Raw genomic sequence first — 16,432 nt, 5'->3', positions numbered from 1 at the left:
CTCCGCACGTGCCCAAAAGAATGCCTGCAGGTTAGGGAATACCGCTGCTGGCGTCCATGTCCGATTGCGCTGCTAGTGCTTATCGCCGCGCAGAAGCTCCAGGTTTTGCCTGACCGAAGAATCAGACAAACGCGCCGAGAAAGCGCCGCTCCCAGGGCGTAATCTCGTTCATGAAATCTTCCAGCTCCAGCGCTTTGCTGGCTATATAGCCATCGACAAACTCGCTGCTGAACAACTCCTTTACCAGTGAACTGCGGCGCAGGCGCTGCAATGCTTCATGCAGGGTGCCCGGCAGCGTCAGCTCGTCCGGCGCCTCGAATTCGCCCTGAAACGCTGCAGTGGCCTCGATCTCATTTTCGATGCCATGCAGCCCCGCAGCAAGACTAGCCGCAATTGCCAGATAAGGGTTGGCATCGGCACCTGGCAATCGGTTCTCGACGCGCCGGTCCATCGGCCCGCTGGCCGGGACGCGCAACCCGGCACTGCGGTTGTCATGCGACCAGCACAGATTATTGGGCGAGGCGTAGGTATGGCAAAAGCGCTGATAGGAATTGATATACGGCGCCATCAGTAAGGTCATATCACCCAGGCAATGTTGCAGCCCACCGATGTAGTGCCCAAAACTGAAGGTCGGCTCCTCGTTACGCGGATCAGTAAAGATATTCCGCCCGTGGGCCTTCTCCACCACGCTTTGATGAATATGCATCGAGCAGCCCGGCACCCGCGCCAGCGGCTTGGCCATGCACACCGCGATCAGGCCGTGCTTGAGCGCGACCTCGTGCAGCATGTGCTTGAACAGAAAGGTCTGATCGGCGATCAGCAGCGGATCCCCATGGACGAAATTGATCTCGAACTGACTGACGCCCATCTCGTGCATAAAGGTGTCACGCGGAATACCCAGCGCCGCCATGCATGCCTTGAGCTCTTCAAAGAACGGCCGCAGACCGCTATTGGAGGTGACACTGAAGGCGGCGTTGCCCGCATCGCGGCGCCCGTCCAGCCCGACCGGCGGCTGGAACGGCTGGTTTACATCGGCATGCGGCTCAAACAGAAAGAATTCCAGCTCGGTCGCCACAATCGGCTGCCAGTTGCGTGCGGCATATCGCTCAACCACCTCCTGCAACAAGCTGCGGCTCGATAACCCGGAGAGCTGTCCATCCAGCTCCACCGCATCACAAATGGCCAGTGCGCGTGGCGTCTCGGCCCAGGGCAGACCATGCACCTGCTCAGGCACGGCACGCAGCACCAGATCGCCGTCTTCGTTACCGTAAAAGCGCGCTTCCGGGTAACCGCCCATCACTGCTTGCAGCAACACGCCACGGGCCATCTGCAAGCGCCGCCCCTGTAAAAAACCATCCACGGTCATGACCTTGCCCCGGGGTATGCCGTTCAGATCAGGAGTCACACATTCAATATCCGGCACGCCAGCCAGACGCATTTCCAGGGAGACAGCAGATAGCGGCGAGGACATTCGGGATACCTTTCGAGGTGGAGTTGCGCAGCTGGCGTGCAAGGCCGGCATCAATCATCGGGAAGCCAATCCGGGAATCATAGCCTGATGAGGTGGCGACGTCACCGCGATGCTGGTTGGCAGCCCATGCAAAGATGGAGTATCTTAATATTTATGAACGAACGTTCATTCATATATATGCCTTTATAACTATGCCCTAATAACGACAACAAAGGACTACGCCATGCCGGCTGCCATCTGTCTCAAAACCTTGCTGCTGGGTTTGCTCATTCTTCTGCTCAATGGCTGCCTCGGCGGAGGGGGTGGCGGGTCTGACGACAATGCCAGTACGCCACCTGCGCCACCTCCGGCTAACGAGCCTGCCAATCTGACGTTCATGAGCGCTGCAGGGATAGGCGTGAGTGATCTGGATGCAGCGGTGACGCTCTACACACAGGGTATGGGCATGCGTGAACTGGAACGTCTGACGCGCGACAACCGCACCGAGGTGATTCTGGAATCCGCCGACGCCCGTGGCTCCAAGGTGATCCTGATGGACTTCACCGATGGCATCGGCCGCAACTTCCAGCAGAACCCCGGAAAACTGGTGTTCTACGCCAAGGACCCCAATCAGTTCGCGAGCGACTTCAGCGCTGCCGGCGGTCGCATCACGGTACCGCCCGCTGCTCAGCCTTCGGTCGGCAATGTGGTCGTCGGCTTCGGACGCGACCTGGATAACAACCTGATCGAGATCGTCGGTGAACCGACCGCCACAGAGTCGTTTTTTGGCGCCTTTGGCATCGGCGTCAGCAACGTGGACGCTGCCCGGGATTTCTACGTTGAGGTGCTCGGCTTTGAGGAAAGTCAGTTTCTGCAAATTCCAGGGCAATATGACGAATACATCCTGACCTCACCGGTGCCCGGCAGCTCGGCCGTGGTACTGATGAACTGGACCAACGGCAGCGTGCGCAATTACACCGACAATCCGGTCAAGCTGCAGCTGGATGTGGCCTACCCCGAGCGCCTGACCGAGAGCGTCAGAGATTCAGGCGGCGATGTCAGCCGCGACCCTGCAGCTTCCGAAGAGGCAGACCTGGAGGGCGCGCTGCTTGGCTATGCCAGCGATGCCGATGGCACTCTGCTGGAGATACGCCAGGGCATCCGCGGCTACTTGGGCGCCGCTGGTATCGGTGTGGAGGACCTGGAAGCAGCCGTCAGTTTCTACCGCGCCGGACTGGGCATGCAGGAAGTCACACGCCGTAGCCGTGCGGACCGCGAAGAAGTGGTTATGCGCTCTGCCGACGAACGTGGCTCGGACGTAGTGCTGATGGCCTTTACCGACGGCGTCAGCCGCAATTATCAGCAAAATCCTGGAAAGCTGGTGTTCTATGTAAAGGATCCTGATCAATACGCGCTGGATATCATCGCCGCAGGCGGACGAGTCACCGTGCCGCCGGCGTTTCAGGCCGGGCTGGGGGTGACGGTTGGCTTTGGCCGTGATCTGGATAATAACCTGATCGAGTTTGTCGGCAGTGCCGACGCGCTGCAATCCTACTTCGGCGCCTTTGGTATCGGCGTCAGTGATCTACAGGCCGCTCGCGATTTTTATGTCGAGGATCTGGGCTTTCGCGAACTGGTCTACCTGCCTATTCCCTTCCAATACAATGAATACATCCTGCAAGGCCAGGGTGGCTCCGCACTGGTTTTGATGAATTGGACGCATGGCGCTACGCGCAATTACACCGACAACCCGGTCAAGCTGGAGGTGCGCAGCATGTCGCCGGAAGGCATCGCGCAGGCCATCAGCGATGCCGGCGAGCGGGTTACAGAGATGCCGGCCGCCGCTACTGACAGCGACAGAGAGGGCGAGACCGTTGGCTACGCCAAGGATGCCGACGGCACGCTGATCGAAATTCTGCGTGCGCCATGGCAGAAAAAATAGCCGCCAAGCGCTGACAAAAAAGGCCAGCCCGATCGCTCGGGCTGGCCTTTTCATTTGTCGCGATATGATCAGAAATTCAACGGGCGATCGCCGTCTTCATCACGGATACGCGTGGGCAGACCCATCTCGTTCATCAGTTTGAGAAAGGGTTTGGGCGGCAGTTCTTCGACGTTGGCCATCTTTTGCACATCCCACTCACCGCTGGCGATCAACAGTGCAGCCGCTACCGGCGGCACACCGGCGGTATAGGAAATCCCCTGGCTGCCTACTTCCTGATAAGCCTCGGCGTGGTCGGCGACGTTGTAGATGAATATCTCGCGGTCCTCGCCATCCTTCTTGCCCTTGATCAGATCGCCGATACAGGTTTTACCCTGGTAATCCGGCGCCAGCGACGACGGATCAGGCAACACCGCCTTGACCACTTTCAACGGCACCACTTCCAGCCCTTCGGCGGTAGTCACCGGCTGTTCCGAGAGCAGGCCCAGGCTGTTGAGCACGGTGAACACATTGATGTAATGCTCGCCAAAGCCCATCCAGAAGCGCACGTTCGCCACCTTGAGATTCTGCGACAGCGAATGCACTTCATCATGGCCAGTCATATAGCTGGTGTGTGCGCCGACCACTGGCAAATCGTCAGTGCGCTTGACCTCAAACATCTTGTTGCTGACCCATTGGCTGTTCTGCCAGGACCAGACGGTACCGGTGAACTCGCGGAAGTTGATCTCCGGGTCAAAGTTGGTAGCGAAGTACTTGCCGTGGCTACCAGCGTTGATATCGATGATGTCAATATCGCTGACGCTGTCGAAATAGTCGCTGACTGCCAGTGCCGCGTAGGCATTGACCACACCCGGATCAAAGCCGATCCCCAGAATAGCGGTGATGCCGTTGGCTTCGCACAGCTCGCGACGCTTCCACTCGTAGTTGGCGTACCAGGGCGGGGTTTCACAGATCCTGCTCGGATCCTCATGGATCGCGGTATCCAGGTAGGCTGCACCGGTTTCGATACAGGCTTGCAGCACGGACATATTGACGAAAGCCGATCCGACATTGATGACGATTTGCGACCGTGTCTTGGCAATCAGCGCTTTGGTCGCCTCGACATCGAGAGCATCCAGCGCATGCGCTTGCAATTCACCGGCAACCTTGAGGCTGCCCTTTTCCCGTACGCTGTCGACCAGCTGTTGGCATTTTTCCACCGTACGTGAAGCAATATGAATATTACCCAGCACATCGTTATGCTGCGCGCACTTGTGCACGACAACCTGAGCAACACCACCGGCACCAATAATCAGAACGTTTTTCTTCATGTCTCTTCCTCGAAACGCCTCCTTGGAAAAGGCTGGATTAAAGGCCTCAGGAGAGGCCGTTGACAAAGTCTTCGAATCCGAACTCACGGACCAGTTCGATCTCGCCGTCCAGCTGCCGCACGGCAATGGATGGCATTTTCACCCCGTTGAACCAGTTCTTCTTGACCATGGTGTAACCAGCCGCATCGATAAATGACAGGCGATCACCGACCTTCAATGGCTTGTCAAAACGGAACTCGCCGAAAATATCACCCGCCAGACACGACTTGCCGCACACCATGTACTCATGCTCACCTTCACAGGGTTCCATCTTCGCTGGCTGACGATAAATCAGCAGGTCGAGCATATGCGCCTCGATGGAGCTGTCGACCACTGCCAGTTGCTTGCCGTTATACAGGGTATCGAGCACCGACACTTCCAGTGAGGTGCTCATGGTGATGGCCGCCTCACCGGGCTCCAGATACACCTGCACGTCGTAACGCTCGGCAAAACGCTTGAGCCGCTCGCAGAAAGCATCCAGCGGGTAGCCCTCGCCGGTGAAATGAATGCCGCCACCCAGGCTGACCCATTCGACCTGCTCGAGCAACTCGCCAAACCGCTCTTCAATCTGGCTGAGCATCTGGTCGAACAGGCCGAAGTCACTGTTCTCACAGTTGTTGTGAATCATGAAGCCGGAGACCTGATCGATCACATCGGCGATCTTCTCGGCATCCCACTCGCCCAGACGGCTGAAGGGACGCGAAGGGTCGGCGATCAGGAATTCCGAACTGCTGACGCCTGGGTTCAGGCGCAGCCCGCGCACATGCAGGTCAGAGGCATCGGCAAAGCGCTCAAGCTGACTGATCGAGTTGAAGATGATCTTGTCCGAATGCGCCAGCACTTCCTCGATCTCATCATCGCCATAGGCGACGCTATAGGCATGGGTCTCGCCGCCGAACTTAAGACGGCCGAGCTTGACCTCATACAGCGACGAAGAAGTGGTGCCGTCCATATATTGCTGCATCAGATCGAATACCGACCAGGTGGCAAAACACTTCAGCGCCAGCAATGCCTTGGCCCCGGAGTGTTCGCGTACATAGGCAATCTTTTCCAGATTGCGCAGCAGCTTGCTCTTGTCGATCAGGTAATACGGCGTCTTGATCACTGAGTCATACCCCTCTGGTCGGTGCCGAACATCCGGGCAGGGCCCGGCGTTGAGAAAGCGCGCGATTATAGTTTAAAGGGCCCCCGGCTTCGAGGAAAAATGCACCCCGATCCCGTCTCATCGGCCGCCAAGCATAGCGAGTTAGTGTGGCAATTTGGCTGCACAATATAAAAATAATATTCGTCAGATTGCATCAATGCGCATTGCGCATCAAAAACGCACTAAAAATGCATTGGATATATAAGGCTCCGCACTTTTATAGTCTTAACTACTTAAGGTTATTGCCGATAAAAACAACGCTGGAGTTTATCCACCATGCGCTACCGCCCGTTGCTGTTAACCAGCATCCTCACCGCAAGCTGCACCCTGAATGCTTTCGCTGAACCCAAGCCTGCAGAATCCTATACCGCTGAGCGCAACAAGGCGGTTCTCGACGCCCTGCCCTTCGCCAATACCCAGGCATTTGATGACGCCAGGCGAGGATTTATCGCCGAGTGGCCTGAAGGCAAAGTCATCGACAGCGAGGGCAAAACGGCCTGGAATATGGCGGCCTACGCTTTCTTGAATGGTAAAGCAGCCCCGGACACGGTCAATCCCAGTCTCTGGCGTCAGGCACAGTTGAACGCGATACACGGCCTGTTCGAAGTCACCGAAGGCATGTACCAGATTCGCGGCATGGATCTGGCCAACATGACCATTATTGAAGGCAAGACCGGCCTGATCATTATTGATCCGCTGCTGACGCCGGCCACCGCCAAGGCCGGTCTGGATCTGTACTACCAGAACCGTCCGCAAAAACCGGTGGTTGCCGTGCTCTACACCCACAACCACGCCGATCATTTTGGCGGGGTAAAAGGTGTGATCGATGAGGCGGATGTGCGCGCAGGCAAGGTAAAGGTCTATGCTCCGTACGGCTTCATGCAGCACGCCATATCCGAAAACGTGATAGCCGGTAATGCCATGACCCGTCGTGCCACCTACCAGTTTGGGGCGCAGGTGCCACCGGGTGAACGCGGTCATGTGGATACCGGCCTGGGCAAAGCGCTGGGCAGCGGCCCCATTACCCTGATCGCCCCGACTGACACAGTGCCTGATGATGCGAAACTGACCATTGACGGCATCGACATCGAATTCCAGATGGCCCACGGCACCGAAGCCGAGTCGGAAATGATGATGTATTTCCCGCAGTTCAAAGTGCTCAATACCGCGGAAATCACCAGCCAGCATCTGCACAACATCTACACCATTCGCGGCGCAGCCATTCGCGATGCCAGCGCCTGGTCGCACTATATCGACAAGGCACTCGAGCGCTTTGGCGACCGCGCTGACATTCTTATCGCCCAGCACCATTGGCCGATCTGGGAGCAGAAACAGGCTCAGCATTTTCTCGGCGTACAAAGAGATCTGTACAAGTTCATTCATGACCAGTCGGTACGGATGATGAACAAGGGCCACCTGGCGGGCGATATTGCCGAGAACATCAAGCTGCCGAAAAGCCTCGACCAGGAATGGTATGCGCGCGGCTATTACGGCACGCTGAAGCACAATGCTCGGGCCATCTATCAGCGCTATATGGGCTGGTACGACGCCAACCCAGCCAATCTGGATCCGTTGCCGCCACAAGAGAATGCGAGCAAAACCATCAGCTATATGGGCGGCATGGACAAGCTGCTGGAGCAGGCCCGTGCAGATTTTGCCAAGGGTGAATACCGCTGGGTAGCCTGGGTCATGAGTCAGGCCGTATTTGCCGAACCGGGCAACCAGGCAGCTCGCGAACTGGGCGCTGATGCACTTGAGCAGTTGGGCTACCAAGCAGAAGCGGGCACCTGGCGCGGCGCCTATCTGACCGGCGCCCAGGAGTTGCGCGAGGGCACAGCTGAGCCGCGCCGCGGCAACGCACTGTCGCCAGATCTGTTACAGGCTCTGGAAGCCGGCATGTTCTTCGATCTGTTGGCAGTGCGTCTGAATGCAGAAAAAGCCGAAGGCCAACACCTTGTGATCAACTGGAGCCTGACCGATATCGACGAGCAGTATCGCTTGAACCTGCAGAACTCGACCCTGACTTACCGCGCTGGCAGCCTGGCCGATAATGCCGATGCCAGCGTCAGTATGACGCGCGCCACCCTGGACCGTATTCTGCTGCGCCAACTGACTTTCCCCGACGCGGTCAAGGCGGGCGACATCAGCGTGGAGGGCAACCCCAAGGCGTTTTTCGGTTTGCTGCAACTCATTGAGGAACCGCCTACCAACTTCGCGATTATCGAGCCGGTCGCGCGATAACCCTCACTGCAGAAACAACAAAGCCGGAGCGCAAGCCCCGGCTTTGTTGTTTATACCCATTTAACTCAGCATCAGCATGCCGTGCAGCCGCTGCACAAAGAATTCCTCTTCCTGCTTGAGGCAGAACAATTCAGGCGCAAACAGCCAGCTCTGGGTCACGCCCATCAAATAGGTGTAAACCAGCAGCCCGAGTTTGTCCGCTGGCTGCGTGGAGGGAATCTGATGCAATTGCTGCGCCTGGGCGACTAACTGTGACAAGGTATCGACAATATGCCGCGTCAGCTCTCTCTCGCGTTTGAGCGTCGGCGCCACCGCTTCGGTCAATTCGGTTTTGTTCAATAGAATTTCGAACGACTGCCGAAACCAGACATCTTCAGCGAGCAGGACCAACCACTGCCTGGCAAAGGTATCTATTGCGGCAACCGGATTGGCCGTCTCGCGAGCGGCATTGTCGATCAATTGCTCAAGCGGCTCCTGCGAGCAGGCCAGAACAGCCTGGTAGAGGTCATCCTTGTTCTTGAAATGCCAGTAGATGGGTCCGCGGCTATAGCCGGCTTCGGTGCCGATCATCGCCAGGGTGGTATTCGAGAAACCGTTGCGGCTGAACAGCACCAGCGCGGCTTCGATGATTTTCAGGCGGGTTTTTTCCGCGTCTTCTTTGGTACGGCGCATGGGTGTTCCAATCGCATCACCCACCTCGACCGATCAGACCGAGGCAGGTGGAGGGCTTTATCAGAGTGCGTCGTCAGCCGCCATTTGCATGTAGGAGGGATCGAAGCGCAGCTTGATATTATCGGTATCGCCCAGCGTTTTGCCACCGGGGAAGCTGATGCCAACAAAATCGGCAGAAGGCGCACCATCACCCAACAGACCTTTCTCGAAGGAGAAGTCACGAACGCTGTCCATTGCCTCGACTGCTTCGTCGCTGGAAATGAACGCGACTGCGTCGGCCGGCTTCCAGAACATTTTCATGCCCGCCAGTTGTGCTTCATAACCGGCCTGATCCGTACCAGAGGCTTCGCCCAGGGCCGCGCGAGCTTCCTGACCTGCTTCGCTGTCAGTGCCCATTTCAGCCATCAACTCGAACCAGGCGCCAACCAGCGCCTTACCCAGTTTGGGGTTATCTGCCAGGGTCTGGGTGTTAACCACGGTCAGATCCTTGATGTGACCGGGGATCTGGCTGGAGTCGAATACGCGATTGGCGCCAGGCATTTTTGCTACGTCATCAAGCAGCGGGTTCCAGGTCACCACGTTCTTCACGCCTGGCGTGCTGAAGGCAGCCACGATGTCCGCATCTCCGGTGTTGACCACAGTCACATCACGCTCGCTCATGCCAACGCTGTCCAGCGCCCGTGCCAATAGATAATGCGAAACAGACAGCTCGACCAGATTGATTTCCTGACCTTTGAGGTCCCTGATATCGCTGCTGTCTTTCATCACCAGACCGTCATTGCCATTCGAATAATCGCCAACGATCAGCGCGGTGGTATCCACACCACCAGCGGAGGGAATCGACAATGCATCCATGCTGGTAGCGACTACGCCGTCAAACTCACCAGCGGTGTACTGGTTGATGGATTCGATATAGTCGTTGATCTGCACGATCTCGACTTCGATACCGTACTTGTCGGCCCATTTCTTCATGATCCCGGATTCATCAATGTATTTCCACGGAATCCAGCCAGCGTAAATGCTCCAGGCGATCTTGAAGCTGTCACGCTCCTGTGCGTAAGCGGCAGGCACCATGATGGCGGATGCGGCCATAGCCAGAACCGCGCCTTTGAGTAAGCCGCTGAGGCGGCGGGTAAAGGGAAGAGGCTTTTGCATGTTTCAACTCCTGGGGGATATGAGGCTGTTGCCTGTTATGGGTAAGCACAGCAAAAGGCGCGCCAGCTTTTGCTGGCGCAATGAAATCAGAAGAATTTCAGATAACGCTGAATTTCCCACTCGGATACGTGAGTGTGATAGCTGGTCCACTCTTCGCGCTTGAACTGCACGAAGCTGTCGAACATCGCCTGACCAAAAACCTGCTTGGACAGCGGGTCCGCTTCAAAGGCGTCGACGGCTTCGCCAAGGTTCTGCGGCAGCATTTCGATGCCCATCTCGCGCACTTCCTTGTCGCTGTAGTTGTACATGTTCTCGCGGTGCGGCTGACCCGGATCCATGGCCTCGCGGATGCCCTCCAGACCTGCAGCCAGAATCATCGCCGCGCCCAGATACGGATTACAGGCGATGTCCGCCGCGCGGCATTCCACCCGGCCCCCCTGCGAGGGAATACGCAACATATTGGTGCGGTTGTTATTGCCGTAGCAGACAAACACCGGCGCCCAGGTCGAACCGGACATCGCGCCCTTGCGCACCAGACGCTTGTAGCTGTTGACCGTCGGCGCAATCACCGCGCTGATAGCCCCAGCGTGCTTCATGATGCCGGCAATAAAGTGATAGGCCATTTCGGTGACGCCACAGCCATGGGTGTCTTCGCCATTGGCCGGATCGAACAGGTTCTTGCCGGTCTCGCGGTCAGCCAGCGACATGTTGTAGTGCGCGCCGCTGCCGGTGCGGTTGGCCGAGGGCTTGGGCATGAAGCTAGCGAACGCGCCGTGCTTGCGAGCGATTTCGTTGGCCATCAGACGGAAGAACACCAGGCGGTCAGCCATGCCCAATGCGTCGGTATAGGTAAAATCGGTTTCGAACTGGCCGTTGGCGTCTTCATGATCGAAGGAATAGACGTCCCAGCCCATGCTGTTCATTGCCTCAACCAGTTCACCGACGATATGCATGTTATCGCCCAGGGTGCGCGGGTCGTAGCAGGGCTTGGCCAGAATATCGCGGCCGCTAATAGGTTCAAAGCCACCATCGGCGCTGTCCTTGAACAGGAAGAACTCGGTTTCAATACCCAGATTGAAGGTGAAGCCCATATCCGCGGCGGCCGCAACCTGGCGCTTGAGAATGCTCCGCGAACAGGCTTCGAAGGGCGCGCCCTCCAGGTGCAAGTCGCTGGCAAACCAGGCGAGCTCCGAGTTCCACGGGCAGACAGTCATGGTTGCAACGTCCGGCATCGCCGCCACTTCGTTGTCAGCGATATCCTGTGGTACACCATCCAGAGCAGCACCGGTAAAGAGTTCCGAGCCCTTGAGCATGCGACCGATATGCGAGATGGGTACAAACTTGCCCTTGATGATGCCGTGAATATCCACATAACCGGCCAAGGCGTATTTAACGCCTTTGTCCTGCAGGGTTTGCTTGAGGCTTTCGGGTGATGGCTGAACGGTCATGACTGCACTCCAGAATGAAAAAAGCGCCGACATCGGCGAGCTTGGTATGATTCTTCCATTCAACATACATGCCAGCATGCATGTATAAATAAGCGCGGCACTGTCCCGTGTTGCTTTCATGGGCATCTACATATCGAGAGAGGAGTCGTAGTAATGTCGGTATATCAAGGACTTGAGCAAATCATTCAGTTGGGGAATATGCCTCTGCAAAGCGGTGACATATTGCGCGACGCCTGGCTCAGCTATGTCCAGATCGGGGAACTGAATGCAGCGGGCGACAACCTGATTCTGATCCCGACGTACTATGGTGGAACACACGAAGGCGTTCTGCCCCTTATTGGTGCGCAGAGCCCGCTTGATCCAGACAGGTATTGCATTGTCATTCTTAACCTGATCGGCAACGGGCGCTCGATCTCACCGAGTAATGCGCCAAACAATCAGGCGCGCGGTCATTTTCCGCACGTCAGTCTTTACGACAATGTCAGAGCGCAGAAGCGTTTGCTGGAAAAGCGTTTCGCCGATGCCTCACCCGCGCTGGTCATGGGCTGGTCCATGGGCGGTATGCAGGCACTGCAATGGGGCTGCCTATATCCGCAACAGGTCAAACGCGTCATGAGCATTTGCGCCACCGCACGCTGTTGGCCGCACAACCAGGTATTTCTCGAAGGGGTGAAGGCAGCATTGACCTGCGATCCGGCCTGGCATGACGGCTTTTATCACCACCAACCGACGGCCGGGTTAAAAGCCTTTGCTCGCGTTTATGCCGGCTGGGCCTATAGCCAGGCGTTCTTCCGGGATGAGCTTTACCGCCAACTCGGGTTTGAAAATATCCCGGCATTATTGAAGTACTGGGAGGATGACCATCTGGCCCAGGATGCCAACAATTTGTTGACCGTGCTGGAAAGCTGGAAGGCCGCCGATATCAGTCTCAATGACAGCTTCAATGGGGATATTGCCGCGGCACTCGGAGCCATCACAGCAAAGACGCTGATCATGCCCTGCACCACGGACCTGTATTTCACGGAACAGGATGCCGCCTGGGAAGCCGCAAAAATGCCCAATGCCGAGTTTATGCCCCTCGTCTCCGACTGGGGACATTGTGCGGGCGCGCCAGGACGCAATCCGCCGGATACGGCAAAGATTCTGGCGGCCTGCGCCAAGCTGCTCGATCACTGATCACATCTCGCGCCGCTGCTCATCCGTCCCGGCGTCGTCCCAGAACGGCCTGGCACTTTCGCGCTGCGCTTCAGCCCGGGTGATGCCAATATCCCTGAGCTGATGCTGGTCCAGCGCGCCGAGCAAGCGCCGCTCATAGGCCAGTCGCTGCCAACGCTGTACCCGGCGCACCATCGCCAGCACCAGGGTCTTTGCCTGGCCTGGGAAACGGCGCAGAGCCCGCCCGTGATCCTGACTATACTGTTCTACCACAACCTGCTTTCTCGCTACTTTCATCGCCATATCCTCCATCCACCCTCCATAGGGTATGGCGCTAGTCTTGCGCTGGAGCTAACATCAATCCAACGAATGTTTATGATGCCTGCCATCTCAGGAATTGATCTATGGCCAACTTCCCCACTATCGACAGCGAGTTGCTGCGCACCTTCGTCGCCATCGCCGATCAAGGCGGCTTTACCCGCGCAGCCGAAGTCCTGAATCGGACACAGTCAGCGGTCAGCATGCAGATGAAGCGTCTGGAAGAGGACGTACTGCAGCGCGCGCTGTTTCTCAAGGAGGGCCGGCAACTGGGCTTGACCGCAGAAGGTCAATTGCTGCTGGGCTATGCACGGCGCATTCTGAAACTGCAGAGCGAAGTCATGAGCAGCCTGCGCGAACCGCATATGGTCGGCAGCGTCCGTGTGGGCACGCCGGATGATTATGTCATGCGCTTTATGCCCAGCATCCTCGCCCGCTTTGCGCAAACCTATCCGATGGTCCAGGTAGAGCTGCATTGCGAGCCGTCCTTTCATCTGTTGCAACGCAAGGATCTGGATTTGACGATCGTGACGCGGGAGCCGGGCAAGGAAATTGGCCAGTTACTGCGCCAGGAACAGATCGTCTGGGCGCAGGCAGCCGGGTTCGACCTGAACGAACAATCGAGCCTGCCGCTGGCGATGTTCAACGCCGAATGCTTCTGTCGCGATTGGGCCTGCAACGCGCTGGATACCATGGGTCGGGATTATCGGGTGGCCTATACCAGCCCCAGCCTGTCGGCGATCATGGCGGTGGTCAGCGCTGGGTTGGCAATCACCGCGCAATTACAAAGTCTGATCCCGGCTGACATGCGTATTCTCGGCGTTGACGATGGCCTGCCGACCATGCCCAGCGCGAGTATCGTACTGCTGCGCAATGCGCAGACGCGGTCGCCGGTGAGCGAGTGTCTGGCAGACTATATCGCTGATGGCTTCAGACTTTAGGCCAGCGTTTCCTGCTGCGCCCATCCACTGTAGATATAGGTCATTGGCCGCGGGCCTGGCAGGTATTCGGTCGCTACTTCCCCAATATTGAACCCGGCATCACGCAGCAGCTGTGGGATGTCGCGATTGAGATGGCAGCCACCAGCGATTGGTTTCCATATCGGGGTCAACCGGTGCTGCCAGCGTCTGACCGACGCATCCGGAGCCAGCCCGTGCTCGCAGAACAACAAGCGCCCGCCGGGCTTGAGCACCCGCAACATTTCGCGCAGGGCTGGTAGCGGATCGGTAATCGAGCACAAGGTGAAGGTCATGACGATAGTATCGAATCGGTCGTCCGTGGCATGGATGCCTTGCACATCCACCGCGATCATTTCCACCGGAATGCCACACGCGGCTGCACGCCGCAGGGCCAACGTCTGCATCTGCGCGGCCGGGTCGACCCCCACAATGGAGCTTACCTGGTCGGGACGGTAGAACTGCAGGTTCAGCCCGGTGCCAATCCCGATTTCCAGCACCTCTCCTATCGCCTGCGGAACGATGCGTGAGCGCGCTTTCATCACGTCGCCCATCCCACAGGCGATATCGATCATCCGTGGCAATACATAGCGTTCGTAAGGATTCATCAGACCTCCCGTCCCGGGGGGACTGCGGCGTCTCAGTCTTTAACCCAACTGAGCGTTTGCGGTTGCCCCTCATGTGCGTCAAACAGATGCCCGACGTCCGGCACAGCATAGCACCGGTCGCCACGTTGCGGCTGCCAGCGGTTGAATTCCACATGGCTGATACCCACCTCCCAGGGCTCTTCCGAATGCCAGCCGCAGGGCAAGAGTTCCAGCCGGACCTCGGCCCCGATCAAGCTGATTGATTCAATCCGCAAGGGCAGATTGGCGTGCTCTGCGGGTTTGTCCTGCAAGCGCACCTCATGTGGGCGCAGATACAGCTGCACGGCTTCATCGGTTATCGGCGCTGGCATATCCACCCAACCATCGCCCTGAGCCAAACGTTGACCCTGCACGGTACCGTTGAACACGTTCACATGCCCCAGAAAATCAAAGACAAAACGGCTTTCCGGTTGGGCGTAAAGGGCCTGGGGATTATCGACCTGCTCAATTTTGCCGGCGCTCATCACCACCACCCGATCGGACAGCTCCAGCGCCTCTTCCTGGTCGTGGGTGACGAACACACTGGTAAAGTGCAACTCGTCATGCAGCGCACGCAGCCAGCGGCGCAAGTCTTTGCGGACCTTGGCATCCAGTGCGCCAAACGGCTCGTCCAGCAACAGAATCTGCGGCTTCATCGCCAGCGCGCGGGCCAGGGCAATGCGCTGTTTCTGTCCGCCGGACAGCTGCGAAGGAAAGCGATCAGCCAAATGACTCAGCTGCACCATTTCCAGCAATTCACCGACCTGCTTGCGAATATCCGCAGCGCCAGGGCGCTCCTTGCGCGGCAGCACCTCCAGACCAAAGGCGATGTTCTGCGCCACGGTCATATGCCGGAACAACGCATAGTGCTGGAACACGAAACCAACGCGTCGCTCACGCACATGCAGCGACGTGACATCTTTGCCATGAAATAGAATGCGGCCCTGCTCTGCCGTCTCCAGGCCGGCGATGATGCGCAGCAAGGTGGTCTTGCCCGAACCTGAAGGCCCCAGCAACCCTGTAAGCTCACCATCGGGGATCTCCAGAGAGATATCCTTGAGGGCCTGGAATTGGCCAAAATACTTGTTGATACCGTCTAGGGTAATACTCATCAGCGACTGTCCGATTGGTCAGATAGCGGGGCGCGCTGGCGGGACTGGCGCCACTCGACGAAGCCCTTTACCAGCAGGGTCAGCAGCGCAATCCCAGCAAGCAGCGACGCACTGGTGAAAGCCCCGACTGCGTTGTAATCCTGATACAGCAGCTCGACATGCAGCGGCAGCGTATTGGTTTCTCCGCGAATATTGCCGGACACCACCGATACGGCACCGAACTCGCCCACAGCCCGGGCATTGGTCAATATCACGCCGTACAGCAGCGCCCACTGGATATTCGGTAGCGTCACCTTGCGGAATAGCTTCCACCCCGATGCGCCCAGTACCACACCGGCCTCTTCTTCTTCGCGGCCTTGCTGCTGCATCAAAGGAATCAGCTCGCGGGCAACAAAGGGGCAAGTGACGAACACAGTCACCAGCAAAATGCCTGGCCAGGCGAACATCAGTTGCACGTCTTGATCCATCAGCCAGCTGCCGAGCCAACCGTTACTGCCGTACAGCAACAGATAGAGCAAGCCGGCCACAACTGGCGATACGGCGAAGGGGATGTCGATCAGGGTAATCAGTACCTTGCGCCCCGGAAATTCGAAGCGGGTTACCAGCCATGCGAGAAACACGCCAAATACCAGATTGATCGGTACCGTTAGTGCCGCCACAAACAGCGTCAGCCCAATAGCATGCAGCGTGTAGGTGTCGGTGAGATTTTCCCAAAAGGTTTGCGCACCTTCGGAAAAGGCCTCGACGAAGATCAGCACCAGCGGGATGACCAGCAATAGTATAGTCACGCTCAGTGCCAGAGTAATCAGCCCCCATTTAACCCAGGGCTGATCACCGATACGCAAAGTAGATTTTGACCGGCTCATG

14 protein-coding genes are annotated in these 16,432 nt (G+C 57.6%); 4 read left to right on the top strand and 10 right to left on the bottom strand.

All coding sequences use genetic code 11. The features are described 5' to 3' along the window. Window positions 1-121 precede the first annotated feature (121 nt). On the bottom strand, window positions 122-1,471 hold the full coding sequence (locus tag EAO82_RS04120; protein ID WP_096345958.1) for a glutamine synthetase family protein: 1,350 nt from the start codon (window positions 1,469-1,471) through the stop codon (window positions 122-124). Between the two features lie 223 nt (window positions 1,472-1,694). Here EAO82_RS04120 and EAO82_RS04115 point away from each other — a divergent pair, with 223 nt between their 5' ends. Further along, complete coding sequence (locus EAO82_RS04115; protein WP_096345957.1) at window positions 1,695-3,392, top strand: VOC family protein; 1,698 nt, start codon at window positions 1,695-1,697, stop codon at window positions 3,390-3,392. Between the two features lie 68 nt (window positions 3,393-3,460). Here the strand turns inward: EAO82_RS04115 and EAO82_RS04110 are convergent, their stop codons facing one another. Together EAO82_RS04110 and nspC are read right to left on the bottom strand one after the other, a co-directional pair. Continuing rightward, window positions 3,461-4,699, bottom strand: a complete 1,239-nt coding sequence (locus tag EAO82_RS04110) for a saccharopine dehydrogenase family protein (protein ID WP_096345956.1) — start codon at window positions 4,697-4,699, stop codon at window positions 3,461-3,463. A 46-nt stretch (window positions 4,700-4,745) separates the two neighbouring features. Beyond that, window positions 4,746-5,843, bottom strand: a complete 1,098-nt coding sequence (gene nspC / locus EAO82_RS04105; protein WP_096345955.1) for a carboxynorspermidine decarboxylase — start codon at window positions 5,841-5,843, stop codon at window positions 4,746-4,748. Between the two features lie 315 nt (window positions 5,844-6,158). On the opposite strand from nspC, the gene EAO82_RS04100 reads away from it, so the two are divergent. Then, window positions 6,159-8,123: an alkyl/aryl-sulfatase gene (locus tag EAO82_RS04100; protein WP_096345954.1), complete on the top strand. Its 1,965-nt coding sequence runs from the start codon at window positions 6,159-6,161 to the stop codon at window positions 8,121-8,123. A gap of 60 nt (window positions 8,124-8,183) precedes the next feature. Here EAO82_RS04100 and EAO82_RS04095 read toward each other — a convergent pair whose 3' ends face one another. From EAO82_RS04095 to glnT, 3 genes are all read right to left on the bottom strand, one after another. Further along, window positions 8,184-8,795: a TetR family transcriptional regulator gene (locus EAO82_RS04095; protein WP_096345953.1), complete on the bottom strand. Its 612-nt coding sequence runs from the start codon at window positions 8,793-8,795 to the stop codon at window positions 8,184-8,186. A 60-nt stretch (window positions 8,796-8,855) separates the two neighbouring features. Then, a complete protein-coding gene (locus EAO82_RS04090) occupies window positions 8,856-9,950 on the bottom strand; it encodes a putative urea ABC transporter substrate-binding protein (protein WP_410402925.1) in 1,095 nt (364 codons plus the stop codon). Between the two features lie 86 nt (window positions 9,951-10,036). After that, window positions 10,037-11,398, bottom strand: coding sequence for a type III glutamate--ammonia ligase (glnT, locus tag EAO82_RS04085; protein WP_096345952.1), 1,362 nt, complete (start codon window positions 11,396-11,398; stop codon window positions 10,037-10,039). A 153-nt stretch (window positions 11,399-11,551) separates the two neighbouring features. Here glnT and EAO82_RS04080 point away from each other — a divergent pair, with 153 nt between their 5' ends. Beyond that, entirely contained in the window at window positions 11,552-12,574 is a 1,023-nt protein-coding gene (locus tag EAO82_RS04080) for an alpha/beta fold hydrolase (RefSeq protein ID WP_096345951.1), read from the top strand. On the opposite strand, the gene EAO82_RS04075 is transcribed toward EAO82_RS04080, so the two are convergent. Further along, window positions 12,575-12,850: a DUF1127 domain-containing protein gene (locus tag EAO82_RS04075; protein ID WP_174958699.1), complete on the bottom strand. Its 276-nt coding sequence runs from the start codon at window positions 12,848-12,850 to the stop codon at window positions 12,575-12,577. Window positions 12,851-12,957: 107 nt separating this feature from the next. On the opposite strand from EAO82_RS04075, the gene EAO82_RS04070 reads away from it, so the two are divergent. After that, window positions 12,958-13,812 (top strand): LysR substrate-binding domain-containing protein, encoded by an 855-nt coding sequence (locus EAO82_RS04070; RefSeq protein ID WP_096345949.1) that lies wholly within the window; start codon window positions 12,958-12,960, stop codon window positions 13,810-13,812. Here EAO82_RS04070 and EAO82_RS04065 read toward each other — a convergent pair. Genes EAO82_RS04065 through cysW form a run of 3 tightly spaced genes read right to left on the bottom strand, consistent with a single transcriptional unit; the run spans window position 13,809 to window position 16,431 of the window. Further along, complete coding sequence (locus tag EAO82_RS04065; RefSeq protein WP_096345948.1) at window positions 13,809-14,435, bottom strand: class I SAM-dependent methyltransferase; 627 nt, start codon at window positions 14,433-14,435, stop codon at window positions 13,809-13,811. The two genes, EAO82_RS04070 and EAO82_RS04065, sit on opposite strands and share 4 nt — an antisense overlap. 32 nt (window positions 14,436-14,467) lie before the next feature. After that, window positions 14,468-15,565 (bottom strand): sulfate/molybdate ABC transporter ATP-binding protein, encoded by a 1,098-nt coding sequence (locus tag EAO82_RS04060; RefSeq protein ID WP_096345947.1) that lies wholly within the window; start codon window positions 15,563-15,565, stop codon window positions 14,468-14,470. Beyond that, on the bottom strand, window positions 15,565-16,431 hold the full coding sequence (gene cysW, locus EAO82_RS04055; RefSeq protein WP_096345946.1) for a sulfate/thiosulfate ABC transporter permease CysW: 867 nt from the start codon (window positions 16,429-16,431) through the stop codon (window positions 15,565-15,567). Before cysW ends, EAO82_RS04060 begins: the two co-directional genes overlap by 1 nt. Window position 16,432: the final 1 nt, after the last annotated feature.

The sequence above is a fragment of the Halopseudomonas pelagia genome (assembly GCF_009497895.1).
GTDB lineage: Bacteria > Pseudomonadota > Gammaproteobacteria > Pseudomonadales > Pseudomonadaceae > Halopseudomonas > Halopseudomonas pelagia_A.
This window is presented reverse-complemented; position numbering and strand designations above follow the sequence as displayed.

Excerpts from the sequence above, each read along its gene's own strand:
- EAO82_RS04090 (WP_410402925.1), bottom strand. The coding sequence starts at position 9,950 with ATGCAAAAGCCTCTTCCCTTTACCCGCCGCCTCAGCGGCTTACTCAAA.
- cysW (WP_096345946.1), bottom strand. The coding sequence starts at position 16,431 with ATGAGCCGGTCAAAATCTACTTTGCGTATCGGTGATCAGCCCTGGGTT.
- EAO82_RS04080 (WP_096345951.1), top strand. The coding sequence starts at position 11,552 with ATGTCGGTATATCAAGGACTTGAGCAAATCATTCAGTTGGGGAATATG.
- EAO82_RS04115 (WP_096345957.1), top strand. The coding sequence starts at position 1,695 with ATGCCGGCTGCCATCTGTCTCAAAACCTTGCTGCTGGGTTTGCTCATT.
- glnT (WP_096345952.1), bottom strand. The coding sequence starts at position 11,398 with ATGACCGTTCAGCCATCACCCGAAAGCCTCAAGCAAACCCTGCAGGAC.
- EAO82_RS04060 (WP_096345947.1), bottom strand. The coding sequence starts at position 15,565 with ATGAGTATTACCCTAGACGGTATCAACAAGTATTTTGGCCAATTCCAG.
- EAO82_RS04070 (WP_096345949.1), top strand. The coding sequence starts at position 12,958 with ATGGCCAACTTCCCCACTATCGACAGCGAGTTGCTGCGCACCTTCGTC.
- EAO82_RS04075 (WP_174958699.1), bottom strand. The coding sequence starts at position 12,850 with ATGAAAGTAGCGAGAAAGCAGGTTGTGGTAGAACAGTATAGTCAGGAT.
- EAO82_RS04100 (WP_096345954.1), top strand. The coding sequence starts at position 6,159 with ATGCGCTACCGCCCGTTGCTGTTAACCAGCATCCTCACCGCAAGCTGC.
- EAO82_RS04095 (WP_096345953.1), bottom strand. The coding sequence starts at position 8,795 with ATGCGCCGTACCAAAGAAGACGCGGAAAAAACCCGCCTGAAAATCATC.
- EAO82_RS04110 (WP_096345956.1), bottom strand. The coding sequence starts at position 4,699 with ATGAAGAAAAACGTTCTGATTATTGGTGCCGGTGGTGTTGCTCAGGTT.
- EAO82_RS04120 (WP_096345958.1), bottom strand. The coding sequence starts at position 1,471 with ATGTCCTCGCCGCTATCTGCTGTCTCCCTGGAAATGCGTCTGGCTGGC.
- EAO82_RS04065 (WP_096345948.1), bottom strand. The coding sequence starts at position 14,435 with ATGAATCCTTACGAACGCTATGTATTGCCACGGATGATCGATATCGCC.